Consider the following 26,445-nt stretch of genomic DNA (forward strand, 5'->3'; position numbering starts at 1 on the left):
CCTTTACACTGTTTTTAATAATGCAGATTCAGAAACTACCGGTTTTACTAAATCAGTATTCTTATATGAAACTAAATTAATAATAGGTTTCGAGATTTGAGACACTGTGCCCGCCACAAGAAGAACAGGTATCCATTGCGTGAATGTTAACGGAACGGTATGGAATATACGAGCTAACGGCGGTACATATATAGCTGATAGTAATACGAGCCAAGACGTTCCTAACGCTGTAATAAAGAAACGATCTTTTGACCAATCACGCATTGTTTCTTCTGATCCCTCTTGTCTCCAAGAGAAAGTTTGAATGAGCTGTCCGGCAACTAAAGCCGCAAATGCTGATGTTTGCGCTACTGGAAGTGGCACTCCAGCCGCTAAACTAATACCAAATACAGCGAGCGAGCCTACCCCAAGCAATACTCCTCTTGTCACAACTTTTTTGTACAAATCTTTATCAACAATATCTTGGCGTTTCGTTTGCTTCGTTTTGTTTCCAGGGTTTACAGCTAAAATCATCGCTGGTAAAGCATCAGTAATAAGATTCATTAATAAAATTTGAATTGGCACTAACGGAATCGGCATTCCTGCAATAACAGCAGCACTAGTCACTAACACTTCCGCTAAATTCCCCGTTAACAAACAACCAACTGCTTTACGAATATTTCCGATGATCGTTCTACCTTCTTTTACCCCTTCAACAATTGACCCGAAGTGATCCTTCTTCAAAATCAAATCAGCAGCTTCTTTCGTAACTTCTGTTCCTGTTTGCCCCATCGCAATACCGATATTCGCCTTTTTTATAGCCGGTGTATCATTTACACCATCTCCAGTCATCGCGACGATTTGACCATCAGCTTGGAAGGCAGTTACAATTCGTAATTTATGAGCCGGAGTCACACGAGCAAAAACAGATGTACTTTTCACAACTTCTTTTAATTCCTCATCTGCCATGTTATCAATTTCTAATCCCGTTAAAACACGATCTTCACGGTTCCAAATTCCAGTTTGTTTCGCAATCGAAATCGCCGTAGTCGGATGATCTCCCGTAATCATTACTGGCTTCACACCTAACTCAATCGCTTCACGAATACTCTCTTCCACTTCAGGTTTTGGCGGATCAATCATACCGACTAATCCAACAAAAGTAAGATCATCACTTTCGCCATTGCTGTATGCGAAACCTAATACTCTTAATGCCTGTTTTGCAAACTCTTCATTTTGTTGTAAAATAACTTCTTTTTGCTTATCACATAACGGATATATTTGACCGTTATCTTGATACCATTTACAACGAGTAAGAATTGCCTCTACAGAACCTTTCGAGAACTTATATAACTCTTCAGCATTACTCTCTTTACAAACAACACTCATAATTTTCGTCTCTGAATCAAAGGGTTCTTCATGATGACGTTCAAATGACGCCATATCTTCATGTAATGCACCCGCTTTAGAAGCCAAACTTAATAAAGCTCCCTCAGTCGGATCACCTTTCACAATCCATAGGTCATCTTCCTGCTCTAATTTACTATTGTTACAAAGGACACCAATTTGAAGAATACGAGATAAATCCGGATTTTCTAGTGGTATACTTTCCGTTTCATAATAAGTAGCCTCTTCTATATCCGTATCTACAGCAGCAGCAACTTTAGATGAAGTTACATCAGCAATCGCCCCTACTGGTTCATACCCATCACCCGTTACACTCCATAAACGATTCGGCGTAGCAATTACTTTAACCGTCATTTCATTTTTCGTAAGAGTTCCCGTTTTATCAGAACAAATTACCGTCGTTCTACCGAGCGTTTCTAAACTCGAAAGCTTTCGAACGAGCGCATTTTGCTTTTGCATACGGAATATACCCGCACTTAAAGCAATCGTAATCATAATTGGCAAGCCTTCTGGAACAGCAGAAGCAGTAAGAGCAACCGATGTTGTGATCATTTGCGTAATTGGCAGTCCCCTTAGTAGCCCCGTCATAAGTACAAGACCACCAGCTACAAATGCTCCTTTAATAAATGTTTTACTAATAGATGTCACCTTTTGCTGCAATGGCGTAGGCTCTGTTTCCTCCCCTTTCATTAAGGAAATCATATAGCCCATCTCTGTACGCATACCTGTTTCTACTACAATTGCTACCGCTTTACCACGTGTTACAGACGTCCCCATAAAGAGCATATTATTTCGTTCTGCTAACGAGCATTCTTCTGGCATAGCGTCCGCTTTCTTTTCAACTGGAAGTGACTCTCCCGTTAACATCGCTTCGTTAATTTCTAAGTTCCAAGAGTTAACAACGCGAAGATCAGCAGGTACGCGGTCTCCCGCTTCCAGGCAGACAATATCTCCAGGAACGAGTTCACTACTTGATATTTCTATTTCTGCTTCTTCTCGTATTACTTTACAAACAGGAGCTCGGAATTGATTTAAAGCCTCAACTACCTTTTCCGCCTTCCGCTCTTGAAGCGTCCCAATTATTGCATTTACAACGAGAATTGTCCCCATCGCTAATCCATCGAACCAACCACCAGATATAACAGATAATCCGGCTGCTCCGAGTAAAATAAGCGATGTAAATTCTTTAAATTGACCCATAAACGATACAATCCAAGGAACTGACGGTTTCGGTTCAATTTGGTTCATTCCGTATTCTTCTTTTCGCATATTCACTTGTGCATCACTTAATCCATATTGCTTCTCAACTTGTAATCTATTCATCACTTTTTCTTGATTAAATGTATACCATGGAATTTGATCTTGTTTAGCAGGAATCACTTTTGGCTGAGAAGAATCCATTTTCGACAATTCTCCATAGGAAAATATCTTCTCACTCATTCTTTTCGCCCTAGATAAGAACGTTAACGATAAAGCATTTGCAAATAAGGCGATTACAGGTGCTGTGAATATAGACCAAACTGCTAACATCTCTCCTACCACATTCCACACTTTCGCTGCGCGGAAATTCTCATTCACCAACATATTGATTCGGTTTGCATACGCTGTAGATTGTGAGATATTTTTTATTTCTTCAAATGATATAGACGGAAAATCTGTATTTTGATCAGTTGCAAATAATACCTCTTCTCCACTTGAGCAAAGCAATTCCACCCGTTTGGCCGCATCCCCCTGCTGCCAGCTATCATCCACACCATAATGAGAAAGAATGTTATGATTTACATGTAAACTATTTTGCAAAACGCCTATATTCCACTTATTTTCACGTAATCCACACACTACTTCTGTGAATTCTGGAATAATAGTAACCTTCGATCCAACTAATAGACCGAGGCATTTTTTATTTTTAGCGACGAACTGCACTTGAAAACCTTCTTTTTCAAGTCTCTTCACTTCCAGCTCATACGCACTTATATCTACACCATTTCGCTCGGCAAAATCTTTACTTCCGAAAAAGGAAGTTACCCCTTGGATTTCACCTTTTATCCCTTCATTCTCTATTTGAACTTCAAACGCTCTCCTTAACGTTCTTCCAGTTTGCGCAGCCCGTTGCATGACTTCTTCTTTCCATACATGCTCACTCTTCTCAATAAGAGAAGCGGCCGTGCACCAAACTTGCCCTTCATTTTCGTCTTGTGAAATACAACTCATCCCCTCTGCTGAGGACTGGAATATACGAGATGTATCATCCAATACTATCGTTTTTGTTCGAGACAACTGTGATAACGACCCACCACTTGGAATGACATATCCTCTTTCTCTTGCAACGAGGTCACCTTGTCGCCACGCATATTCTGCCGATGAGACAGCTGGTTTCGGATTAGCCGCTAATAAAACTGCCATTCCGCGTAAAGGATTTCTAGTGAAAGCCCAAGTTGCTCCACCAAAAATCATTCCCCATTTTGATTGTTTTTCACTATACGCTTTAATCTCTGGAGAAAGGAGATTTTCTTTATACGCTTCATTTTCTTCGTTTATGTTTGCCTGACTACGCTTCCAGTTTAAGTAGTTTAATAGACTAAGACCAGCAAGCACGACAATATTCTCCCGTGCGAGCGCAAGTGCAAGTGTTCCTACACCAAGCACAAGATCAGAATTCACCTTTTTGCTAGCAACCATTTTTTTGAATCCTCGCTTCAGGAACGGATAACCCGTCACAACAGATAAAGCTCCAGATACATAAAAAAGACCAGGACTTCTAGCTAAGGCAGATCTACCCATAAATAATTGTTTTATGCCGAAAGCACCTAACCCAACAACCGAAAGTGCTAACGGTAACGGCACACCTTCATCCTTTTTGCTATGAACAGTGTCATTATTACGAGAAACTACACTAGATGAATAATCTATTAATTCCTTCTTTTCTTCACTGCTATTTGTACTAGTTTTCTTTCGCTTGGTCACTTGTTCTTCTATAAGTTGAATTATTTTGCAAATGTTATGTAGAGAGGTCTTGTTGATATCGTAAGTAATAAGGGCTCTTCCTGTAGAAATTGAGGGACTTACTTGATAAATACCTTCCGCTTGACTAAATCGGTCTAATATCAAGTTCGCCATGTTCTTGTTGTGTTTTAACTTATAAATTTCAATTCGAATTCTTCCAGGTAATGATCGTATAAATCTCGTTTTTAATGATTCACTTTGCATTCCCATCCTCCTTATCGTCTTGAAGGAAGTAAAAAGCTGTATTACTCATGTAGTACTTAAGGACTGACGGGCAAATTTTCATAATCTATATTTTGCTCAGAATGATACGCATTTACACGAGAAACCCATTTTTCCTGGAATTTAGAAATTGTATTTGGAACAGCTTCGACCGCTCCTATAATTGGTGATACTGTTTTCACAGCTACTTTACGTGCCGCTTCTTTCACTTTCGGCAAAGCCTCTTCCATTTCCGAACCCGTACTTTGAATTTGTTCTTTCGCACCAAGAAAGGCTGATACTGTTTTTACTGCAAGCTTTCGCAATCCCTTTCTCGCTTTTGGTGATGCCAATATAACCGCAGCTACCCCAACCGCTATACCGATTGGAGATTTCATAAATCGAAACATATTCATTTCTCCTCACTTAAATTTATTTCGAATCCTTGAATGAAACAACTCATCTACAATTAAGTAACCTTGTAAATCATTTAATCACATCCTTATTTTGTAAAAAGTATATAAAGAGTATATATTTTTGTTTGTATTATTTCAACAATTTATTAGTTTTTTGTAAATTTTATGTTAATTCAGAAAACAGTTTTGTAAATACTCCTATTTCTATGTAGTGGTATAAGTAATATATTCCATATTCTTTTCTTACTCAATTGTTGAGGTTTTGTTGAGAATTCATTTTGTATTTTTACAAATTACAAACTAGGACATGCACTTTTACGAAACAATTTTTATATACTATAAAAAACGCTATAAGGAGTGATTTTCATGAGCTTATCCTACTGGAAATACGCTATACTCAATCACATTACTGCAAATTTCCGTACCTTCTTATTCAATATCACTGTCGCTATTTTAGGTGAAATCGCACTCTTCCTTGTCTTAAGCTTTATTCCGAAACGATTTCATAAATTTTTTGCATAAAAAAGCCTGAGTTCCTATCAATGTAGAACTCAGGCTGCTTAACTCTATTAAATAAAAGGGGTCTTGTTATAATTATCGTTTCTGCTTTATATCGGGATTGATACATATTAATTATTCAAACCCGTGCATACCCCACTTATTATTATCGTGAATATATGAACGTTTCGACACAACATATCGATTTACCAACAAATTCCGATATGACTGAAAAGCACAATACCTTACGAATCACCGTACTTCCTTTTATTTGCGCTTAGTATAATAAGAAACGCAATCGCTATTACAGCTAAAAAGCGAACCGGATTAAACGGCGTTCCAACCGTTTCATTTAATCGGTGATAAATGAAGGGGATCATCTCAAGTACCATTAATCCCATAGCGATTTGAAACGTTTCAGCCATCGCTTTATTTTTTATAAACGCAGCGCGCTCATCACCTTGTTTTCCGATTGCTATAAACATTTTTACAATAGCAAACACTACAAATAAAAAGACACATAAAGCAATAATAAAAATAGCAACATTCATGAAATACACCTCTTATATGTAAAACATATTTTACATAAAAAGACGACCAAGAATTGGCCGTCTTTTCCTATTTATTTCGGAGCATTCCCTACATACTGCGTAATATCAACATTTAACGCCCCAGCTAAACGCATACCGTACTCTTGATCTGCACGGAAGAAGTTACAAACAGCTAGCAATTTCGTGCGCTCATTTACGTCTTTTAAGTCATTTGTTAAGTTTGCAATTAAGTTGTCTTGCTCTTCTTTAGAGAATGAACGGTAACGCTCACCCGCTTGTTTGAAGTCATTTGGTTTCTCGATTTTTTCACGAGATACGTAGCCTTCTACTTTCATAGTTGAATCACGGTAAGTTGGGTCTTCAACTGGATTTTCAGTATGGCGACTCGGTTCGTAGTTTATTGTAGATGGGTTTTGATCGATTTGCATCGCACCATCACGTTGTTGGTTACGAACAGCTGCGTATGGACAGTTCACAGGAATTTGTAAGTAGTTTGCACCAAGACGATAACGCTGTGTATCTGGGTAAGAGAATAAACGACCTTGTAATAATTTATCTTCAGATGGTTCAATGCCATTTACAGTTGCACTTGGAGAGAACGCCACTTGTTCTACTTCTGCAAAGAAGTTTTTCGGGTTTCGATTTAACGTCATTGTCCCCACTTCAATTAATGGGAAGCGATCTTCTGGCCATACTTTCGTTGGATCTAGTGGATCAAAGTCTAAAGAATCCGTTTCATCTAGTTGCATGATTTGTACGTGTAAATCCCATTTCGGGTAGTTCCCTTTTTCAATTGCATCGAATAAGTCACGAGTTGCATGGTTGAAGTCTTTCCCTTGTACCTCTTGCACTTCTTTCGCATTTAAGTTACGTACGTCTTGCTGTGGCTTCCAGTGGTATTTAATGTAAACAATTTTACCTTCTGCATTAATCCATTTAAATGAATGGACGCCGAAACCTTCCATTTCACGATAACTTGCTGGTGTACCATAATCAGAAAATACCCATGTCATCATATGTGTTGATTCTGGAGTTAATGTCATGAAATCCCAGTAACGATCTGGTGTTTGAACATTTGTATCAGGTGCTGGTTTTAAAGAATGCACCATGTCTGGGAATTTAATTGCATCACGAATGAAGAAAACTGGTAAATGGTTACCTACGATATCGTAGTTCCCTTCTTCTGTATAAAATTTAACAGCGAATCCTCGTGGATCACGCGCTGTTTCTGGAGAACCTTGACCATGAATAACCGTTGAGAAACGAACGAATACAGGTGTTTCAGTTCCTTCATTTTGTAAAAACGCTGCTTTCGTATATTGCTTCATGCTGTTTTTCGTTACGAATACACCGTGAGCACCTGCGCCACGTGCATGCACAACGCGCTCTGGAATACGTTCACGATCAAAGTGAGCCAGTTTTTCTACTAAATGATAGTCTTCTAACAATACCGGTCCACGGCGACCAGCTGTACGAGAATTTTGGTTATCTCCAACTGGAGCACCTTGGTTTGTTGTTAAGCGATTATTTGGATTCGTCATGGGGGGGATCCTCCTCTTTCTCTCATAGTAATTATTATTTATTTAAAATTATTATAAACTAATTATTATTCAAAACTAAATCCTTGTCAACTATTTCCTTCATTTTTTCGGAAACAATTTCAGCTAAGCAATCAATAAATACAGATTGTGAATTAGGCATATTTGGTCTAAAATATGCGGCATTTAATTCATCAGTTACAACTTTACATTCATAATCGTTGTCATATAAAACTTCTAAATGCTCTGCCACAAAGCCAACTGGACAATATACGAAAGACTCATAACCATGTTCTTCATATAAATCTCTCGTTAAATCTTGCACATCTGGCCCAATCCATGGATCTGGTGTATTTCCAGCGCTTTGCCAACCCGTTGTATAATGCTTTATACCGGCTTCTACCGCAATTAAATCCGCTGTCTGCTGTAATTGCTCTACGTAAGGATCACCTGCTGCAATAATTTTTTCTGGCAAACTATGCGCCGAAAAAATTACGACTGCTTTCTCTTTATCTGCAATAGTAGTAAGCGTTTCTTTTATTTGATTTGCCCAATACGAAATAAACTCCGGTTCATCGTACCATTGCTCAATCGGTTCAATAACAGGCCCACCTATTTCTTTTGATAGGCGAATTGCACGGTCATTATACGCTTGAATGCTAAATGTAGAATAGTGCGGTGCTAATACGATACTAATCGCCTGCTCAATTCCATCTTTCTTCATCTCTTCTACTGCATCTTCAATAAACGGAGTAATATGTTTTAAACCTAAGTAACAAACAAATTCATACTCTGTATACATTTTATTCAATGAATCTGTTAATTTATGTGCCTGCTCTTTCGTTATTTTTGCAAGTGGTGAAATTCCGCCAATCGCTTTATAGCGCCCTACTAAATCTTGAAGCGCTTCTTCAGACGGCTTACGCCCATGACGGATATGTGTATAATACGCCTCTACATCATCTAATGATTCTGGCGTTCCATACGCCATTACGAGTAAACCTATTTTTTTCTTTTTCATCTATATAACACCTCAACTTCGCAAATGAGAATCTTTTTCAAGAACATTTGTTTCCAATTATAACAAGTAATAATAAGTACGTCAAAATAATTATTCTAAATAAGTATTATTTCTAATATGATTTTGAATTTTATATGACAATTTTTTTAATAAAATAGCGGCTCACATAAATGTAAGCCGCTTTTCTTCTATTCCTTAATATTCACCCCATACTCTTTAAACCAAACGTGAATTTGCGCTAAATGAGCTAAAAGCTGCGGACCAGTCATTAATTGACCGAACCAAGGCGATTGAAATGCACTGCCACCAGATTCAATCAATCCGCTCAACTGCTCTTTATCAAATAACTCATGCAAAATTGAGCCTTTATCCGTTAATAAATCTTGCAACCATACTGTTACTGCTTTCGTATAGTGCGGATTATGTGTTTTCGGATACGGGCTCTTCTTTCTATACAATATATCATTTGGAAGTAATCCTTCTAACGCCTTACGCAATAGACCTTTTTCGCGGTTTTTATACATTTTCATTTCCCAAGGAATATTCCACGCATATTCGACAAGTCGGTGATCTGCAAACGGAACGCGTACTTCTAAGCTCGCCCCCATACTCATACGGTCTTTTCTATCTAATAATGTTGTCATAAACCAAACCATATTTAAATAAAATAACTGTCGTCTCTTTGCTTCTAGCGGGCTTTCTCCCTCTAAAATTGGAACTTCTTGAATGGATTCTTCATAGCGCCTTTGCACATATTGTTGTAAATTTAATTTATTTCTCCATTCTTTCTTTAGAAGTTGTTCGCGCGCCTCTGTAGAGCGCATCCACGGAAATGCACTTGATTGTAAATCATCTTCTCTATAAAACCACGGATAGCCACCAAATATTTCATCTGCACATTCTCCAGATAAACCGACGACAAAATCTTGTTTTATTTCACGGCAAAACCATAATAATGAAGAATCAATATCTGCCATACCTGGCAAATCACGAACGAGCACTGCTTCTGTTAAATACTGTGCTAGTTGTTCATTTGAAATGACACAACGGTGGTGGATTGTTTGAAATGTCTCAGTCATTAAGTTAATAAATGGAGCATCTGAATTGGGCTGAAATGCATTCGCTTTAAAGTATTTTTCATTATCTTCATAGTCAATAGAATACGTGTGTAATTGACCTTTCCCTGATCTTTCATATTCTTTTGCGGCAATTGCTGTTATAGCACTTGAATCTACACCGCCCGATAAAAATGTGCATAACGGTACGTCAGAAACTAATTGTCTCGTAATCGCATCTTGTAATAAAAAACGTGTCTTTTCTACGGTTTCTTCAAATGAATCTTCATGTTTTTTACTTTCCACATTCCAATATCTCCATATGCATAAACCGTCTTTTGAGAAAGTCATCGCATGACCCGGACGCAGTTCTTTAATACCAGCATAAATACCATGACCAGGCGTTCGAGATGGTCCAAGACCGAATATTTCTGATAATCCTTCTAACGTTACTTCCGCCTTCACCTCTGGATGCGCCAGTATCGCTTTTAACTCTGAACCAAATAATAATCGTCCACTATCATATTTATAAAAAAGCGGTTTTACACCTAATCGATCTCTTGCAATAAACACTTGTTCTTTCTGTTCATCCCATACTGCAAACGCATATATACCGTTTAAATGATCGACACATTCTTCTTTCCATTCGATATAAGAAGCTAATAATACTTCCGTATCAGAATGACCCTTGAATGTGTACCCTCTTCTTAACAACTCCTTCCGAATGTCTTCTGTATTATACAGTTCGCCGTTATAGCAAATGGCATAATTCGTTTCATCTTTTAAACAAGTCATCGGCTGTTTACCACCTTCAGGATCTACAACGATTAACCGTTTATGCCCAAATGCGACATTTCCTTTTATCCAAACTTTATTATCATCTGGACCACGTTTTGCTAGCTTTTCCGCCATTTTCGTCACAACGTCCCTTTCCCCTTCTAATGAGCGCTTATAATCCACCCATCCTGTAATCCCGCACATAAGAATCATCCTTCCTAATCTAATATCTGTTTCTGAACGTGCAGTAATCCCCACCCTATGAGTGCGGATACATAAAAACAACAAACTTGACGATAACTAACTATTCATATACGGAATAGCAGTTTCACAGTGTAAAGCGTGTTTTATTGTATGCCCACCTCTCTTTAGGTGTGTCTAGTTATAAAGAACGTACGAACTGTCCATAACAAGAATAACTATTTCTATAAAAGGAGAAATGAACTATGGTACAACGCAAACATATTTTGTATAACCAGCCGCGCGCTCATACAGTCGGTAATGTAGAATATATAAACAATGAGTGGGTATTCTTTGATGATGAAAATGATGAAGCATTTTTATTAGAAGATATTATCCAAGATGGATTTGAACTTTTGTATAACAACAATTGGCTACCAGCCCGTTTCTATGAACAAGATGTATTACAAATCGCCAACGAACAGCATCATTTGCAAAACGGGGAAATGATACGAATTCGAAAAAAATTACTTCTTAGCTATAATGAATGGCTTGAGGAGTTACCTGACTCTGTCTTTACATTATTAACTGAGGCATTACAATCCCTTCATTACTCTTTATATGATTGCATGTATTGTCATAATTATTTATCCTTCTTGCCAAAAGAAGAAGCATGCGAAGGAGTAAATATTCTTTTGTTCGATAACGAAGAGATGATCTGTACACTGCAGCACCATTTCGTTCGTCACTCGTCTTCCAATAAAAATATGTTCCGTTTTACGAAAGTAAACGGAGAAGAGTTGCATATCGATGCGACATAAAGTGAAACTTTAATCAGTAGGGGCATCCCCCACTGATTATCAGCCCGCACCAATCGGGGGTTTACGGGATAAAATAAAAACCACCTTATCTCCCAAATATTCGAGAGATAAGGTGGTTTTATTTGTAATTAAAATACTTTCCAACCAATCGGTAATTTCAGTCCAAGATAAAATACTGCTACTAGCGCAACAATAAATAAGCCCCAAACCGCCCCTGTTGGTTTGTTTTTGCTCATTTTTACAAGAACCATTTCCATGCCGCCGATCACTAAAATACCAGCTAGCATTTTCATGCCGTACCACATGTGCATGCTACCTGTTGCCGTCTTCACAATACTCATGTACAACATGAAACCTGTCACAATAATGATAATGTACATAAGGCGAAGCCCCATATGTACACCTTTACCTTTTCTTCCTGCCGAATAAAGTGAATACGCAACGAAGAATAAAATTAACCCTAACGCCCATGCTGTAATATGCATATGTATCATCGTATTCCTGCCTCCTCTTTTTCACACTTTTTCACTCTATATGATAACATGTTCATTTATTTTCAGGAAATGTTTCGCTTTTTTACATTTAAATGCTATAATATTTAGAGTATTTACAAACTTCTTGTAATAACAAAAGGGGGAACAATCATGATTCAAACTAAGGATATTATCGAACTTACAGACACATACGGAGCAAATAACTACCATCCACTTCCAATCGTTATTTCTAAAGCAGAAGGCGTTTGGGTAGAAGATCCTGAAGGAAACCGCTATATGGACTTATTAAGTGCATATTCTGCAGTAAACCAAGGTCATCGTCACCCAAAAATCATTAACGCTTTAATTGACCAAGCTAATCGAGTTACGTTAACTTCTCGTGCTTTCCATAGCGATCAATTAGGTCCTTGGTACGAAAAAGTTGCGAAACTAACAAATAAAAATATGGTACTTCCTATGAATACAGGTGCAGAAGCTGTTGAAACTGCAATTAAAACAGCTCGTCGCTGGGCTTACGATGTGAAAAAGGTAGAGGCAAACCGTGCAGAAATCATCGTTTGTGAAGATAACTTCCACGGACGTACAATGGGTGCTGTTTCTATGTCATCAAACGAAGAGTACAAGCGTGGCTTCGGTCCGATGCTTCCTGGCATTATTGTAATTCCTTACGGTGATTTAGAAGCGTTAAAAGCTGCGATTACACCACATACAGCTGCATTCATTTTAGAGCCAATCCAAGGTGAAGCAGGAATTAACATTCCACCAGCTGGTTTCTTAAAAGAAGCTTTTGAAGTATGTAAAAAAGAAAACGTTTTATTCGTAGCAGATGAAATCCAAACAGGCTTAGGCCGTACTGGTAAAGTATTTGCTTGCGACTGGGACAATGTAACTCCTGACATGTACATACTTGGTAAAGCACTTGGCGGCGGCGTATTCCCTATCTCTTGTGTTGCAGCAAATAGCGACATTTTAGGCGTATTCGAGCCAGGTTCTCACGGTTCTACATTCGGTGGTAACCCACTTGCATGTGCTGTTTCTATCGCAGCTCTTGAAGTATTAGAAGAAGAAAAATTAACAGAGCGTTCTCTTCAATTGGGAGAAAAATTAGTTGGGCAATTAAAAGAAATTGATAACCCAATGATTACTGATATTCGTGGTAAAGGTTTATTCATCGGTATCGAATTAAACGAGCCAGCTCGTCCTTACTGTGAACAACTAAAAGCAGCTGGTCTATTATGTAAAGAAACACACGAAAACGTAATTCGTATTGCACCACCTCTAGTAATCTCTGAAGAAGATTTAGAGTGGGCATTCCAAAAAATTAAAGCTGTACTATCTTAATCATAGTGGGGTTGTCCTAAAATATAGGACAACCTCTTTCTTTTTTTAGTAATTTACCGTAAAATAAAATTGAATATTCCGTCTTTTCTAGAAAGGGGGGTAACTGTATGCTGTTGAAATACGGTAAACACATTAACTATTTAGCTACAATTTTTATTTCTATGACATTCATCGGCTTCATATTATCTACAACGTTACTCAGTCATTATTCAACTCCTAATACATTCACACTACTTAAAACATCATTTTGGACTGCTGTTTTCCTTACAATTATCGGTTTTGGCCGTGAGAGAAGCGCACTTGCAGCTACGCTAATTGGAATTTGTACTTTAGCATTAATCGTATTGTATATTTTCGCTATTATAGATTACTCTGTTAATCCGCGACCATAGGAAAGAGCTACCTTTTCACAAGATAGCTCTTTTTTCATTTCACAATATTTCTAAGCGTACCAATTCCCTCTACTTTAATAACAACTTCATCACCAGCGTGCAAAAACTTCGGTGGTGTAAAACCTTTACCAACACCAGCTGGTGTCCCTGTTGCAATAATATCTCCTGGTTCTAATGTCATACCTTTACTTATAGTTGAAATAATTTCTTCTACTGAAAAAATCATTTCTCTCGTATTTGAAGTTTGCCTTACTTCTCCATTTACCACCGTTTCAATGTGTAATTCATTCGGCGTTCTAACCATTGATTTATGAATTAAATACGGTCCCATCGGACAAAATGTATCGAAACTTTTCCCTAGGAAAAATTGTTTATGTTTCCTTTGAATATCCCGAGCAGTTACATCGTTTATAACTGTATATCCAAAAACATGATCAAGAGCTTTTTCTATTTTTATTTGTTTCCCTCGCTTACCAATAACGATTGCTAGTTCCCCTTCATAGTCCAGTTCATTCGTTGCATGAGGGTGACCATTAATTTGCTCATCAATTCCGATCACTGTTGTTGGCGCTTTTGTAAAGATCATTATATTTTCAGGGATAGACTCTACTCCGCCCATTTCTACCGCATGCTCACGATAGTTCTTTCCAACACACAGAATATTTTTTCTCGGCCTTGGAATCGGTGCTAATATTTTCACTTCTGCTAACGGATAATACGCCGCTCCCGCATTTTCCTTCGCCCAATTTACAATATCGTACACCTTCTCAAGGCATTCACTTCCTCTTTCAATACACTCTAACATAGTAATCGGGATCGTAACCTTTTCCCCTTTTTGTCTTTGCGCTTCTCTTAAATGTAAGACTCTTTCTTCCTCTTCATCCACAATACCTACAAATACCTTTTCTTCTTTCTTCGCCGTTACAAAACGCAATATTTCCACTCTCCATCCTAAAACTCATACCCTTTAATTGTATTCGCATCCTTAAGAAAAAAACCTTCTTATGCACGCTAATTTTTACAATATTCAACCATCCTTATATTTGTTCCACATCCGTCATTTGACATAAAATGTAGAAATTATACTTTTTTTAGCGAAGGTGTTTCTTTTTTATGTAATTTTTGTATAATATGTACTAAATATATACATAAAATTTATTGAGAGATGGAGCCGATTTCAATGTTTGAGCAAGCTATCGAAAAAAAACGCGAAAAAATGATCTATTTTGCTGAACGCTACGGAATGACTTCTCAAAAAACAGTGGATTGTAGCCAAGAACTGGACAGGCTCTTAAATGTTATTTGGCATATACACACAGATTGCACGCACACTCAAATGTTCGAAACACATACGCAATAGCGTGTGTGTTTCTTTTATTTCAAAAAAGTACACATTTTATTAAAAACGCCCATACAATAGTAGAAAAGAAAATTTTAAAACGAAGGGTGTTTTGTATGCCGGCTATGGTTGGACATATTCGTATCGTTAATATCGGATCAAGTGGTATTTTTCATATTGGAGATGTATTTGCGATTAGGCCTATTAGTTATTCACGCGCTTTTGCTGGGGCCGGTTCCTTTAATGTTGGAGATAATGTTTCTGTCTACAATTATCAAAGTTCAACGACTGTCAACGATTCAGATGTAATCGATCAAGCAATAATTGGTTCAACTTAAAGGAGGCGATTACATTGAATTTTTATGTAAACCAAAGCATCATCATCAACAGTATTAAAATCGATAGCATTACAACCTCTTCTGTATTTCAAATTGGTACTGCCGGAAGTATTAAAGCTCTATCTAAATTCTCAAATAGCGGTGGATTTACAGCACCTCTTCGCCCTTTGAATGCGAAAGGACAAATTATTTCCATAAAGCCTTTCAACTAGTTCTTCTTAGGCCATCCTTATCATAAATATATAGCAGTAATGTACCCTCCCTATTGAAAAGGAGGTTTCACAAAATGAATCAAGATATATATACTTACTTACACCAACTTCAGCAAGCTCTCCAAACACAACAAGCAGCCATCCTTAACCTAGAAAATCAAGTTCGCCTATTACAAGAAGAGCTTACTGAATTAAAAAGTCGCCCCTCCTCTTCTATAGGAAAAGTGGAATATAAATTCGATCAATTAAAAGTAGAAAATTTAAACGGCACTTTAAATATTGGTTTAAATCCATTTGCGACAAAAGGGCAGCAAATTGAAGATTTTCAAGTGGATACAGAAACGTTGAAAGTCAATCCTGAAACAGACACCAATCCAGATTTTTATCAAGGTATCCTTCAAGAAATGCATCGCTATTTAGATGAAGAAGCATATAATCGAATTCTCCATTTTGAACAAGAAGAGAGAACCCCGCTTGATGAGATGTATCGACAAATGATGGTCGATGACATAAAAAAACAGATGGAGCATAGACTTCCGTATTATTTATCACAAGTTCAATCGTATGAGGGCATTTCAACAGATCCCGATTATTTACGAGACGTCATTATTCAAGCGATGAAACAAGATATTGACAAAGCCTTTCTTTCCTTTATCCAACACATACCGGGCAATTTTCGAAAGGAGTAAGTATGTATGAATTTAAATGTTGTAAACCGCGAGTTAAAAGTAGGGCAGATTAAAATGAACGGGGTTTCTTCTTCCGCATTATTTTTAATCGGAGATGCAAACCTTCTCATCCTTACTTCTATTCTTGATACGCCATTCGAATCCGTTACAGAGGGACCATTTGTACCATTAGTAACAGCTGTCCCTACGACTCCAGGTTGAGGAGACTCAAAATTATGTTACATCATGTTTCAGTTGTCCAAAATGTTTCTATTATTTCTTTGGGGATTGCTGCAGTATTTCAAGTTGGTGATGCAAATCAAATGGAATTAAAAAGCAGGGCGCTTTTGGTTCATCGGGAAATTCCTTTTTATTTAAAAGGAGAAGGTCACTTAGATGCTTTTGAAATTTTCACAGATGAACACATTACTATTCCAAAGCGAACAACAGATGTAAAAGTAAATATTATAAATGAGTGTCCTTTTACCGAAGTAAACAATGTTGAATTGCGAACACTTTTAAATTCTGGTTGCTTTCAAATCGGAAATGTTGATTATGCTTTTAATAACTCTCGTATTATGCAAATCAGGCAATACATTACTGATGAACCTTCTTCTAAATAATTCATATAGTAATTAAAAAGCTTAGTGAAGTAGGTGAATGGTATGCCTTCGGTTGTGGGGAATCTCGTCGTTCAAAACAGTAATGGGTCTTTCAATTTAGGAGATTTTTATAACGTGTCTCCGAAAGAAAATACGAAAGCTTATAACGGATCTGGAGCTTCCAATGTTGGATTTGTCGTAAATACGTTTAACGGCGTTAGTGCAACAAATACGTTTGATTCTGATGTAGCAGACCAAGATCAAATTGGAACAGCGTAAAAAAGAAACAGCTTTAGCTCTATTTTGTGTAGAGCTAGGGCTGTTTCTTCTATTAAAGATAATTTTAATTCAAGCTTATATTCTTTTAATATAGCATTCTTCCTTCTTTATATGCATTTTGATATGTCTCATCATTTATCTGTGTAACATCAGTATGGAACAGTTCCTCCCTAACAGCATCGAATAGCTCCTTACATATGTTAGGAAATTCACTTTCCCATCTTTCTCTTTCATCCAACTCCATCAGTGATTCAACAATAACAAGATAAATATTCGGAAATTGCCTCTCAATCTTAGGAGCGTACTTTAGAAACCCCTTTAAATACATATCAAAATGATGACAATCATACTCCTGAGTGCCTGTATAAAATGGAAACCCACTTTCATCTTCCCACTCTAGGAGAATTCCCCAAAATGCTAACAATGAACCTGATCGATATCTCAATTTACTATCATTAAAGTGTTTATAATAAGGGTATAACAATCTATCGCACCAATCTAGATCGATTATACCACCCATATCTTTTATTTCATTACGTAATAAATCTAATTTCTCTTTAATGGGATCCATTCACATTCCCCTTCAATTGTTTATTTCCACACAGATATATATCTTATGATATTTACTCTCTTTATAAAATGAAAATAAATTTATTATATTTTAAAAGCTCAAACAAGCACAACCCCGTTCTAAATTTAGGACGGGGTTAAATTTATAGCAATAAAGTCATTTAAAAATCTAAGTTTTATTCAAAAAATAGCGTCCTTTTCTAGAATAAAGGAATAGATGTATTTATACAAAAGTTAAATATTTTACAGAATTTCAGAATCCTAATTTTTAGCATCTTACATATTTACGTTTGAATCCGAGTCTTCCTCGATCAAGTTCTTTATGAATACTTTCGTAAGCATTTAGAAAACTGCTTTTCTTGTTGTCCCGTTTTAGCTCCACTATGCCTACTTCCTTTGCAGTTTCAACTGCCTTTTCATGTAGCGGCACATATGAAATCCCCACGGTGTTTAGAAAATTATTCATAGCGGATTTCGTACGTTCTGGCGCATCATGAATTGTATTTTTTACAACTTCTAGCATATTGGCAATCTTACTTTCGGAAAATTCATGGTCTTTTCGATTCCCTAAAAGCCAGCAGTAGCAACTCCACCCCGCTGACATTCTTAGTTCGTCACCACTTGCAATCCATTTATCAGCCACGTCTTGTGCAAACTCTGCCTCTGATAAAGTTACTGCCACCACATAATCGGATAACATATAAAAGTACGCCCCATCCATCCAACGATCAAAATCCGATTCGTTCATAGTTTTTGAATCTGCAATAATGCCTGCAAAGTACATCGCATCATAGTTACCTGTAGCATAAAGCTCTTCAGCTAAACTTTGATTAATTTTTATTTTCTTCGCGATTGGTTTCATAACACCTGTAGCTACGCCAAAAAGTGGCTCCTTTGCACCATTGGATATGTATATTTTTTTAGTCCGTTCCTTGCCGAGAGTTTCAAGCTCTTGCATTACTGTTTCGAAATCCATAGTATTGCACTTCCTTTCTTAATATTATAATCAATTCACTTATATTCTTTATCAAGTTATCTACACTTCATAAATTCATCTGTTAAAGCGTTTTGTCCATCGATTTAAGATTTTCAAAATGAGATTTCGTTATACGCGTTTATCCAGCTAATTAATACCGATTATATAAACTAATCATTAATTAAGATGCTACTCCTCACTAATGATTAGTTTTTCTTTATTTAAATGATAATCCCTTATCTTCTAAAGCCGCTCTCAATTTAGGTAAAGATGCCAGTCCTATACCGTGCAGTTTCAAAATTTCTTTTTCACTGTACTTTGAAAGTTCTTCTTCAGTGTGAACTCCATAGTGTTCTAACGCTCGCCTTGCTGGTGCTGAAAGAAAAGAAAGAAAGCCTTCTTTTGGCTTTCTCTCTTTCTCACAGGTTGGGCAAGTTGGACAATCGCTACTTTTATAATACTCGTGTCCTTGATCACAAGTTCTTAACGTCGCCATACTCCATAACCTCTTTCTAATCTCTATTCCTCAACCTTTACAACATGATTCCCATCAAAGAAGTATAAACACTTCTCTTTCACAGGATGTTTTAAGCTTTTCTCGAGTGCTTTTGCATATAGTGAAAGCTGTACTTTGTATCGGTCTTCTAAAATTGGTTTCGCTTGATCAAATCCGCCTGGAAACTTTCCTTCAATCGTATCTGTTTTAAAGTCGATTAATGTAATTCCGTCTTCCTCTTCGATCATACAGTCGATAACCCCTTGGACAAGTATTGATTCGCCTTTCTTCCCTTGCCAATCTTGATACGCTTCTTCTGCTGAAAGCATCATCGTAAATGGTACTTCACGCTCAACACTTTTTGCTGCTACTACCCTTTTACCTAAGTCACTATCAAAGAATGAAATGACTTTTTCAATCGCTATTTCTTCAGCTTGTTCAAATGTTAATAGTTCTTTATTTACCATTCTTGCAATTTGTTCTTGAAGAACTTCAATCGTAATTGGTTTCTTCAAATCTACATGCTGCATAACGGCATGGACTGCTGTCCCTCGCTCTGCGTACGTTAGTCCTTTTTTCTCCATAAAGCGCGGACGTGTTTTAATTGGTGCACGAAGTTTTTTAATAAAGGCATTATCGCTACCTTCTTCAGATTGATAATTTCTCTTTATTTCTGTAACAGATTGTTTCGCACGGTGCGATGTCGCGTCCTCATACCCGTATTCCCACATTAATCTATCGTACACTTCTTCTTTCCGTTCACTTTCTAGCGGAACAGCCTTTTTCTCACGAAGCGCTTCTAACAATTCTTGTTTCTCTTCTTGAACTGGTTCTGGTGCAAGTAAATCTTTTCCGTCAACAACTTCTACTTTCCAGCTAGTGTCATACTCATAAATGTCGCCTGGAATATTTCCTTGTCCTAATTCAAGAAGCATTTCACTATCACGATGTCTATATAATGAAGGTGCAATCCAGTCTAAATAGCAAGACGCTCCGGCACGTATATGGTCTGGTAATAACCATTCACTGTGCTCCCGCGCATCGAGCCATTTTTCCATTTCCTTATTGGCATCCTTAACTGTTCCGATTAAAATTAGCTTCTCTTTTGCACGCGTTAACGCTACGTATAATACGCGCATTTCTTCCGCAATTAATTCCATTTTCATTTTACGCTTAATCGCTAGTTGTGATAATGTCGTATATTTAATTCGTTTACGAGGATCGATAAATTGTGAACCGAAACCGAAATCTTTATGAAGTAAGAAGCGTTTCATTAAATCTTGTGTATTAAAACGGCGACCAAGTCCAGCTACAAATACGACTGGGAACTCTAGCCCTTTACTTTTATGAATCGTCATAATGCGAACAACGTCTTCTTGTTCTCCAAGAGCTCTCGCCGTTCCCATATCATCTCCGCGTTCTAAAATACGCTCAATAAAACGTAAGAAGCGGAATAATCCTCTAAACGATGTTGCTTCATATTGTCTCGCGCGGTCATATAGTACGCGTAAGTTTGCCTGTCTTTGCTTTCCGGCTGGTAAACCGCCGACAAAGTCGTAATAGCCTGTCTCACCGTACACTTTCCAAATTAAATCGGAAAGGGATTGTTGACGCGCAAATTCACGCCACCCTTGCAGTAAGTTATAAAACCACTCTAATTTATCATGCAATTCTTGTTCTTCTTCAAGCGGTGCTCCTTTTAAGAATGAACTCATCACTTCATAAAATGAACCTTTCTTTCCATGAGCACGAAGCGTTGCAAGTTCTTCGTCATTTAGTCCAACGATTGGTGAACGAAGTACAGCTGCAAGCGGAATATCTTGCATTGGATTATCGATAACGCGGAATACGTTCATCATAATATTTACTTCTGTCGCTTCAAAGTAACCAGTTGCAAGATCAGCGTATACTGGAATTCCTTGCAGCTTTAACTCTTCCATAATTTGCGGCGCCCATGGCATGGAGCGAAGTAAAATAACGAAATCACGGTATTGTACAGGGCGCATACTATCAGTTTTACGATCATACACTTCATAACCTGAATCGACCATTGCTTTAATACGCTGCGCCATAAGACGAGCTTCAAGCTGGGCTTTTTCTACTTCGGCACCTTCTTCACCGTCTAGCACTTCTTCTTCTGTTTGCTGAATGCATAGTAATTCAGCCGCTACATCTTCACCTTCTGGATAGCCAGCACCTAGCTTTAATTCAGCGTCAGCATCATAGTCGATTTCTCCGACTTCTTCGCCCATAATTTGTTTGAAGATAAAGTTCGTACCTGCTAACACTTCATGACGGCTACGGAAGTTTTTCGCTAAGTCAATCTTCATTCCACCGCCCGATCCTTCTTGTGTGAATCGTTTGTATTTCCCTAAAAACAGTCCTGGTTCTGCTAGTCGGAAACGATAAATTGACTGCTTCACGTCACCTACCATGAACAAGTTTCCTTCACTCTCAGAATCTTTCGTTACGAATTTAATAATTGATTCCTGTACGAAGTTCGTATCTTGATATTCATCAACTAGTACTTCAGCAAATTTATTACGATATTGAAGTGCTACTGCTGACGGCTTCATTTCACCGTCTTCACTTTGCTCGCTTAAAATTTGTAAACAGAAATGCTCTAAATCTGTGAAATCAACCATTCCTTTATCACGCTTCATCGCTTGAAAACGTTCTGTAAATACTTTTACGAGCTGAACAAGTTTTTCTAATACTGGATGCATATCTTGAAAATCTCGTAAGAAACTTTCTGGTCTGCGGCTAAATAACTCTTCTTGTAATTTCTTTACTTCATCTTTCGCTTTATTACGAAGGGAGTCTACTTGTTTTACAATATCTTCATTGTAATCACTTTTCTTAATACGCTTTAACGTTTGCCACGATACGTTTTGCATCGCTTCATACACGCTTGTCCACGACCCACGAGCTGCTGATGATAACGTTCCAAGTAAAGCTAAATCTGCTTGCAGGGTTTCAACGCGAGGCGCCGGACCATCAGGAAGCATTGCGAGTTCAGTCGCTTTACGAATATGCTGTTCCGCCGTTTCAAGCTGGAATTTCACATCTTCTAATAAGTAAGAAGCGTACACTAAATCTTCAATTGTCTTTCCTTCTACGTCGTATGCTTCTACTAATTTATCAAGCCATTTTTCCGGGTTTGGATGTGCTCTTGATTCTGTATGAAGCGCTAAAATCATTCGTTGTAAGTCATCGTCACTACGATCGCTCGTATAACGGTCAACTAATTCAAAGAAAATACTATTATCTTCGATTCCATACTCTTCTTCTAATATGTCATCTAGCACTTCTTCTTTTAACAATTCATTTTCTGTTTGGTTCGCAATACGGAAACGAGGATCGACATCAAGCATGTAATAATATCCTCTAATCACTTGTAAACAAAATGAATGGATTGTTGAAATGGAAGCTTTATTTAATAAGCTAAGCTGCTTTCTTATATGCTGTGAACCTGGCCCATCAATTAATACTTTTTCTAACGCTTCTCCAATTCGATTTTTCATTTCTTGCGCCGCTGCATTCGTAAATGTTACAACGAGCAGGCGGTCGACATCGACTGGATTTTCCTCACTTATAATCTTTTTAATAATACGTTCAACTAATACTGCTGTTTTCCCTGATCCTGCTGCTGCCGCGACTAAAATATCACGTCCGTTCGCTACAACCGCTTTCCACTGGTCATCTGTCCATTGACTACCTTCTGGTTTTTCAGGCCAATTTTCTATCATTCTCCGCCAACCTCCTCTCTAATTTTCTCCATTGCTTCGCTATCTTTCATATCTTTTAACGTACGGAATTGATTATCTTCAAGTGATTCATCAAACTGACAAACAGATTTAAAGTTACAGAACGTACAAGCCGCTTTATTCCCCTTTTTGTAAGGAGCAATATCGATAACACCTTCTGTGATGTCTTTTCCGATATTTTCAAATGAGTGGTGTACATACTTTTGAAGTACGTTAAACTCTTGTTCACTTGCAATGCTAGAACGCGCACTAAAACTACCATCTTTTTTCAGACCAGCAGAAATAATATCAGAGCTTCCTGTTGAAAGTTTATTATCCATTAAACGAACAACGTCAGCATCTCCTAGTACGAGCCCTTTCATTTTAAATTTCTTTAAAATTTCTTTCTCAATTTCTTCTTCAGATGCATCGCCTTTCATCTCAACAATCGGGTTATGAATATGGAAATACAATACACCCGCCGGTGATGCAGTACCGCCCTTTTTCATCCACGTATGTGCATTTGAAGTAACAACATCCAAATACGTTAACATTTGAAGCGCTAGTCCGTAATACACTTCTGTTAAATCTAACGCTTTCGAACTTGATTTATAGTCAATAATACGAAGGAACGTACCACTCTCATCTTCCGCCTTATCAACACGGTCAATACGGCCAACCACTTCCATCTTCACACCATTTGGCAACGCAAATTCCATTGGCGGAAGCGATCCAGTCCCGCCCATACCGAACGGTACCTCTAAATCAACTGGTACAAAACCGCTAGACTTCGCATGTTCACGAAGAATGAGTGATGTACGGAATATGATTTGTTGTAGTTTTTGTTTTAAATAGAAATGACGGTTTGAACTTAATAAAATTTGTCTTTGTAATAATGGTGCGATTTCTTCTATTACTAAAGTAGAAAGATGCTCACACTCTTTTATTGATAAATCCGCCCAAGTACGGTTTTCACGTAATAGCCTGTCTGCAATTCTCTTCAGTGCTGCATGGAATAGTTCACCGATATCTGGTGCATCAAGTTTGAAAATATCACGCTCTCTTAGCGATAAACCGTGCTGTGCGAAATGAGCGTACGCACAACGGTTAAATAATTCCATACGAGAAACGCTTCCCTTAATTGTATCTCCGTACAAATCTCTACTTACAACTGTACTTAGCTTCTGTGCACGATTTCGGTAAAACAGACTTGATAACACGCGACTACTTTTTTGTTTCCATTCATCTGAAGTTACGTAGAAGTTATATACGTCCCACCAAAAATCTAAATTGCCTTCAAATCCGTATCGCTTCCATGTTTGCAGTTGCTGCATGACATAAGACAATGTCACTTCTGGCGTTGCTACGTATGAAATTTGTTCCGAACGTGATAAGTCATTTACGTCATTTGTAATAAATGATTCTTTCACATCAGGGAACATTCTTTTTATTTTCTTAATAAAACTAGAAGCAAGTAACGTCTTCCCTTCTTCATCTGCAAGCGGGCATGAAATGTATAATTTCTCAGATGCTCTCGTTACCATTTGATACATAACGAACTGTTCTTCTAATAAAGTTTGTCTCGTCGTTGGCGCTAATTCAATTCCTGCCGTGCCAAGAACTTCTCTTTCCTCATCAGACAGCATCCCTTCATCCATAGGTGCTGCTGGAATAACGCCTTCATTCACTCCAATAACGAATGTCGATTTAATATTTGATAATCTAGAACGATCAATGTTAGCAATTAACACTTGATCTAGTGACGGCGGAATGTTCGCAAATTGAAGCGCCTCAAGACCTGTCGACATAACGTCCGTGAACATAGATAGTGACATCTTCTCCTCACCAAGCATCTCTACAAACGTATCAAGAAGGCTCATCACTTCTTCCCATACTTGCTCATGGTCTGTCGCAAATAAGAAATCTCCACTTTCTTCTGCACGAACACGTAATTCTTCTAGTTTTTTCGGAACGTCAAGCTCCTCTAAAAATAAATATACCGCTTCGCACATTTGCATAACTGTTCCAGCACGCTTCAGTCTTTTTTGCATACGAATAACTGGCGTTCTTACAACGTCACGAAGTCGATTTATTTTCTCTTCCATTTCACGTTCACTATCTGTTATCATTCCGCTCGCATCATCAAGAGAACGATAGCGGCGATACATCCACGGATCTTCAGAAGTCCATCTCTTCCCTTGTACACCGTACGCTAAACAGTAGTTTTCAAACTCATCCATCTCTTCGCGCATCGCTTCTTTTCTTACATCTAATGGATATAAAAGCTCTGTTTTCACGCAGCGGAATACTGCATCGTAACGCCAATTCCCGCTAATAATCTCTAAAGCAGAACGAATACATTCTACTAGCGGATGATGTGACATTGGGCGTTTTTCATCGATGAAATGCGGGATATTATAATCTGTAAATAACGTTCGCATTACGTCGTAATAACTTTCTCCATTACGAAGAAGGACTGCGATATCTCGGTAACGATAGTCTTCATCCGCCACAAGTCTTCTAATTTCACGAGCAACACCTTCTACTTCAGCTCGTAAATTAGCGGCTGTACTAATCGTTACACTTGCTTCACCCTTAAATTTTTCATTCGGACGCGCTTCATAATGAGCTTCTAAATGAGCTAATGCCGGAGAATGAAAACGCGGCTGTTTCATCAGCGAAATTGTTTTTTCAACTTCTATTTTCTCTTCACGAGCTACTTGCTTTATTCGTTCATACGTTAACGTCGTTTCATAAAATAAATCTAGTTCATTCACTGGCTGCGCTAACGTTTTTTCATCTATTGTCAATGTGATTGTGATTCTAGTTCCTAATCTCATTAGCCCTCTAACAATTTCTAGCTCTTGAGGGGAAAATGAATGGAATCCATCTATATAAATTTCCGCGCCTTTTACATATTCAGATTCTGAAAGCTTCTCAATTAATAATTGTAAGTAATCTTCTGAATCTAAATACTTTCCGATTAAAGCACGTTCAAAATCATCATATAATAACTGTAAATCATACACTTTATTCGCTAGCAGCTTTTGCTCAGCACTGCTACTATGCGCATCTAATTGTTGCCACATTTCATATACGTTAGATGGCGTCACATTGTAACGTTTAAACTCCGCAATCATACTGCCAAGATGTTCAAAGAAACCGTTTTGCTCCGCTGCTTTTTGGAACACCGATAATCCATCTTTACGGGACTCTACAATTTTACGAAGTAACATATGCACGCCCGCTTCATCAATATGAAGACGACTCGCTCCGCCAACTTCTTGCAGCACCTTCCACGCTAATCGCGAAAAACTAAAAACTTGTGCCCGAATAGAACCTCTTACCTCTTCACTCCCAATTAACGCCTGTTGCGTTTGGAATGTCATCTGTTCTGGCACAAGATATAATATTGTTTTCCCTCTTGGGCGCTGCTTTAACTCTTCTTGCACTTCGTGTAAACAAAGTGTACTTTTTCCACTTCCAGCTCTACCAATCACAAATCGAAGTGACATGTAACCCCACCTTTCACTTACATAACGAAC

General features: G+C 37.8%; 24 protein-coding genes. 11 read left to right on the forward strand and 13 right to left on the reverse strand.

Annotated elements, in window-relative coordinates; all coding sequences use genetic code 11:
* Window positions 1–3: 3 nt before the first annotated feature.
* Window positions 4–4,593 (reverse strand): cation-translocating P-type ATPase, encoded by a 4,590-nt coding sequence (locus CDB3_RS18500; protein ID WP_128855492.1) that lies wholly within the window; start codon window positions 4,591–4,593, stop codon window positions 4–6.
* A gap of 56 nt (window positions 4,594–4,649) precedes the next feature.
* Window positions 4,650–5,000, reverse strand: coding sequence for a YtxH domain-containing protein (locus CDB3_RS18505; protein ID WP_071770326.1), 351 nt, complete (start codon window positions 4,998–5,000; stop codon window positions 4,650–4,652).
* 372 nt (window positions 5,001–5,372) lie between these two features.
* On the opposite strand from CDB3_RS18505, the gene CDB3_RS31750 reads away from it, so the two are divergent.
* Window positions 5,373–5,528 carry a hypothetical protein gene (locus CDB3_RS31750; protein WP_170961004.1) on the forward strand — a complete coding sequence of 52 codons (156 nt, stop codon included), beginning with the start codon at window positions 5,373–5,375 and terminating at the stop codon, window positions 5,526–5,528.
* 221 nt (window positions 5,529–5,749) lie between these two features.
* On the opposite strand, the gene CDB3_RS18510 is transcribed toward CDB3_RS31750, so the two are convergent.
* The 4 genes from CDB3_RS18510 to asnB all read right to left on the reverse strand — a co-directional run bounded on the left by CDB3_RS18510 (window position 5,750) and on the right by asnB (window position 10,650).
* The gene (locus CDB3_RS18510; RefSeq protein WP_097830011.1) at window positions 5,750–6,055 is read right to left on the reverse strand and encodes a hypothetical protein; all 306 of its coding nucleotides are present in this window, start codon (window positions 6,053–6,055) and stop codon (window positions 5,750–5,752) included.
* Window positions 6,056–6,126: 71 nt separating this feature from the next.
* Entirely contained in the window at window positions 6,127–7,596 is a 1,470-nt protein-coding gene (gene katB / locus CDB3_RS18515; RefSeq protein WP_128855493.1) for a catalase KatB, read from the reverse strand.
* A gap of 58 nt (window positions 7,597–7,654) precedes the next feature.
* The gene (hemH, locus tag CDB3_RS18520; protein WP_128855494.1) at window positions 7,655–8,614 is read right to left on the reverse strand and encodes a ferrochelatase; all 960 of its coding nucleotides are present in this window, start codon (window positions 8,612–8,614) and stop codon (window positions 7,655–7,657) included.
* A gap of 188 nt (window positions 8,615–8,802) precedes the next feature.
* Complete coding sequence (asnB, locus tag CDB3_RS18525) at window positions 8,803–10,650, reverse strand: asparagine synthase (glutamine-hydrolyzing) (protein WP_128855543.1); 1,848 nt, start codon at window positions 10,648–10,650, stop codon at window positions 8,803–8,805.
* A 242-nt stretch (window positions 10,651–10,892) separates the two neighbouring features.
* Here asnB and CDB3_RS18530 point away from each other — a divergent pair, with 242 nt between their 5' ends.
* Entirely contained in the window at window positions 10,893–11,447 is a 555-nt protein-coding gene (locus CDB3_RS18530) for a DUF2777 domain-containing protein (RefSeq protein WP_071770331.1), read from the forward strand.
* A gap of 128 nt (window positions 11,448–11,575) precedes the next feature.
* On the opposite strand, the gene CDB3_RS18535 is transcribed toward CDB3_RS18530, so the two are convergent.
* On the reverse strand, window positions 11,576–11,941 hold the full coding sequence (locus CDB3_RS18535; RefSeq protein ID WP_128855495.1) for a YisL family protein: 366 nt from the start codon (window positions 11,939–11,941) through the stop codon (window positions 11,576–11,578).
* A 150-nt stretch (window positions 11,942–12,091) separates the two neighbouring features.
* Here CDB3_RS18535 and rocD point away from each other — a divergent pair, with 150 nt between their 5' ends.
* Both rocD and CDB3_RS18545 read left to right on the forward strand, forming a co-directional pair.
* Complete coding sequence (rocD, locus tag CDB3_RS18540) at window positions 12,092–13,282, forward strand: ornithine aminotransferase (protein ID WP_128855496.1); 1,191 nt, start codon at window positions 12,092–12,094, stop codon at window positions 13,280–13,282.
* 107 nt (window positions 13,283–13,389) lie between these two features.
* A complete protein-coding gene (locus tag CDB3_RS18545) occupies window positions 13,390–13,674 on the forward strand; it encodes a hypothetical protein (RefSeq protein ID WP_128855497.1) in 285 nt (94 codons plus the stop codon).
* Between the two features lie 34 nt (window positions 13,675–13,708).
* Here the strand turns inward: CDB3_RS18545 and CDB3_RS18550 are convergent, their stop codons facing one another.
* Window positions 13,709–14,608 carry a fumarylacetoacetate hydrolase family protein gene (locus CDB3_RS18550; protein WP_179139722.1) on the reverse strand — a complete coding sequence of 300 codons (900 nt, stop codon included), beginning with the start codon at window positions 14,606–14,608 and terminating at the stop codon, window positions 13,709–13,711.
* 246 nt (window positions 14,609–14,854) lie between these two features.
* Here CDB3_RS18550 and CDB3_RS18555 point away from each other — a divergent pair, with 246 nt between their 5' ends.
* The 7 genes from CDB3_RS18555 (at window position 14,855) to gerPF (ending at window position 17,112) form a co-directional block, all read left to right on the forward strand.
* Window positions 14,855–15,034, forward strand: a complete 180-nt coding sequence (locus CDB3_RS18555) for an aspartyl-phosphate phosphatase Spo0E family protein (RefSeq protein WP_071744611.1) — start codon at window positions 14,855–14,857, stop codon at window positions 15,032–15,034.
* A 95-nt stretch (window positions 15,035–15,129) separates the two neighbouring features.
* On the forward strand, window positions 15,130–15,351 hold the full coding sequence (gene gerPA / locus CDB3_RS18560) for a spore germination protein GerPA (protein ID WP_001111191.1): 222 nt from the start codon (window positions 15,130–15,132) through the stop codon (window positions 15,349–15,351).
* Window positions 15,352–15,365: 14 nt separating this feature from the next.
* Window positions 15,366–15,563 (forward strand): spore germination protein GerPB, encoded by a 198-nt coding sequence (gene gerPB / locus CDB3_RS18565; protein WP_128282130.1) that lies wholly within the window; start codon window positions 15,366–15,368, stop codon window positions 15,561–15,563.
* 74 nt (window positions 15,564–15,637) lie between these two features.
* A complete protein-coding gene (gene gerPC / locus CDB3_RS18570; protein WP_128855498.1) occupies window positions 15,638–16,252 on the forward strand; it encodes a spore germination protein GerPC in 615 nt (204 codons plus the stop codon).
* A 6-nt stretch (window positions 16,253–16,258) separates the two neighbouring features.
* A complete protein-coding gene (locus CDB3_RS18575) occupies window positions 16,259–16,453 on the forward strand; it encodes a spore gernimation protein GerPD (RefSeq protein ID WP_128855499.1) in 195 nt (64 codons plus the stop codon).
* Between the two features lie 14 nt (window positions 16,454–16,467).
* Window positions 16,468–16,854 (forward strand): spore germination protein GerPE, encoded by a 387-nt coding sequence (locus CDB3_RS18580; RefSeq protein ID WP_128855500.1) that lies wholly within the window; start codon window positions 16,468–16,470, stop codon window positions 16,852–16,854.
* A gap of 42 nt (window positions 16,855–16,896) precedes the next feature.
* Window positions 16,897–17,112, forward strand: coding sequence for a spore germination protein GerPF (gene gerPF, locus CDB3_RS18585; RefSeq protein ID WP_001141566.1), 216 nt, complete (start codon window positions 16,897–16,899; stop codon window positions 17,110–17,112).
* A gap of 85 nt (window positions 17,113–17,197) precedes the next feature.
* Here gerPF and CDB3_RS18590 read toward each other — a convergent pair whose 3' ends face one another.
* The 5 genes from CDB3_RS18590 to addB form a co-directional block, all read right to left on the reverse strand.
* Window positions 17,198–17,683, reverse strand: coding sequence for a hypothetical protein (locus CDB3_RS18590; protein WP_002149902.1), 486 nt, complete (start codon window positions 17,681–17,683; stop codon window positions 17,198–17,200).
* Window positions 17,684–17,950: 267 nt separating this feature from the next.
* Entirely contained in the window at window positions 17,951–18,658 is a 708-nt protein-coding gene (locus CDB3_RS18595) for a DNA alkylation repair protein (protein WP_128855501.1), read from the reverse strand.
* 217 nt (window positions 18,659–18,875) lie between these two features.
* Window positions 18,876–19,154 (reverse strand): RNA polymerase alpha subunit C-terminal domain-containing protein, encoded by a 279-nt coding sequence (locus CDB3_RS18600; RefSeq protein WP_128855502.1) that lies wholly within the window; start codon window positions 19,152–19,154, stop codon window positions 18,876–18,878.
* A gap of 23 nt (window positions 19,155–19,177) precedes the next feature.
* Window positions 19,178–22,903: a helicase-exonuclease AddAB subunit AddA gene (gene addA / locus CDB3_RS18605; protein WP_128855503.1), complete on the reverse strand. Its 3,726-nt coding sequence runs from the start codon at window positions 22,901–22,903 to the stop codon at window positions 19,178–19,180.
* Window positions 22,900–26,415, reverse strand: coding sequence for a helicase-exonuclease AddAB subunit AddB (gene addB / locus CDB3_RS18610; protein WP_128855504.1), 3,516 nt, complete (start codon window positions 26,413–26,415; stop codon window positions 22,900–22,902). Before addB ends, addA begins: the two co-directional genes overlap by 4 nt.
* Window positions 26,416–26,445 lie beyond the last annotated feature (30 nt).

Origin of the sequence: Bacillus sp. CDB3, assembly GCF_002081505.1 — a bacterium.
In the GTDB taxonomy this organism is placed as follows: domain Bacteria; phylum Bacillota; class Bacilli; order Bacillales; family Bacillaceae_G; genus Bacillus_A; species Bacillus_A cereus_AT.

Excerpts from the sequence above, each read along its gene's own strand:
- CDB3_RS18500 (WP_128855492.1), bottom strand. The coding sequence starts at position 4,593 with ATGCAAAGTGAATCATTAAAAACGAGATTTATACGATCATTACCTGGA.
- CDB3_RS18505 (WP_071770326.1), bottom strand. The coding sequence starts at position 5,000 with ATGTTTCGATTTATGAAATCTCCAATCGGTATAGCGGTTGGGGTAGCT.
- CDB3_RS31750 (WP_170961004.1), top strand. The coding sequence starts at position 5,373 with ATGAGCTTATCCTACTGGAAATACGCTATACTCAATCACATTACTGCA.
- CDB3_RS18510 (WP_097830011.1), bottom strand. The coding sequence starts at position 6,055 with ATGAATGTTGCTATTTTTATTATTGCTTTATGTGTCTTTTTATTTGTA.
- katB (WP_128855493.1), bottom strand. The coding sequence starts at position 7,596 with ATGACGAATCCAAATAATCGCTTAACAACAAACCAAGGTGCTCCAGTT.
- hemH (WP_128855494.1), bottom strand. The coding sequence starts at position 8,614 with ATGAAAAAGAAAAAAATAGGTTTACTCGTAATGGCGTATGGAACGCCA.
- asnB (WP_128855543.1), bottom strand. The coding sequence starts at position 10,650 with ATGTGCGGGATTACAGGATGGGTGGATTATAAGCGCTCATTAGAAGGG.
- CDB3_RS18530 (WP_071770331.1), top strand. The coding sequence starts at position 10,893 with ATGGTACAACGCAAACATATTTTGTATAACCAGCCGCGCGCTCATACA.
- CDB3_RS18535 (WP_128855495.1), bottom strand. The coding sequence starts at position 11,941 with ATGATACATATGCATATTACAGCATGGGCGTTAGGGTTAATTTTATTC.
- rocD (WP_128855496.1), top strand. The coding sequence starts at position 12,092 with ATGATTCAAACTAAGGATATTATCGAACTTACAGACACATACGGAGCA.
- CDB3_RS18545 (WP_128855497.1), top strand. The coding sequence starts at position 13,390 with ATGCTGTTGAAATACGGTAAACACATTAACTATTTAGCTACAATTTTT.
- CDB3_RS18555 (WP_071744611.1), top strand. The coding sequence starts at position 14,855 with ATGTTTGAGCAAGCTATCGAAAAAAAACGCGAAAAAATGATCTATTTT.
- gerPA (WP_001111191.1), top strand. The coding sequence starts at position 15,130 with ATGCCGGCTATGGTTGGACATATTCGTATCGTTAATATCGGATCAAGT.
- gerPC (WP_128855498.1), top strand. The coding sequence starts at position 15,638 with ATGAATCAAGATATATATACTTACTTACACCAACTTCAGCAAGCTCTC.
- CDB3_RS18575 (WP_128855499.1), top strand. The coding sequence starts at position 16,259 with ATGAATTTAAATGTTGTAAACCGCGAGTTAAAAGTAGGGCAGATTAAA.
- CDB3_RS18580 (WP_128855500.1), top strand. The coding sequence starts at position 16,468 with ATGTTACATCATGTTTCAGTTGTCCAAAATGTTTCTATTATTTCTTTG.
- gerPF (WP_001141566.1), top strand. The coding sequence starts at position 16,897 with ATGCCTTCGGTTGTGGGGAATCTCGTCGTTCAAAACAGTAATGGGTCT.
- CDB3_RS18590 (WP_002149902.1), bottom strand. The coding sequence starts at position 17,683 with ATGGATCCCATTAAAGAGAAATTAGATTTATTACGTAATGAAATAAAA.
- CDB3_RS18595 (WP_128855501.1), bottom strand. The coding sequence starts at position 18,658 with ATGGATTTCGAAACAGTAATGCAAGAGCTTGAAACTCTCGGCAAGGAA.
- CDB3_RS18600 (WP_128855502.1), bottom strand. The coding sequence starts at position 19,154 with ATGGCGACGTTAAGAACTTGTGATCAAGGACACGAGTATTATAAAAGT.
- addA (WP_128855503.1), bottom strand. The coding sequence starts at position 22,903 with ATGATAGAAAATTGGCCTGAAAAACCAGAAGGTAGTCAATGGACAGAT.
- addB (WP_128855504.1), bottom strand. The coding sequence starts at position 26,415 with ATGTCACTTCGATTTGTGATTGGTAGAGCTGGAAGTGGAAAAAGTACA.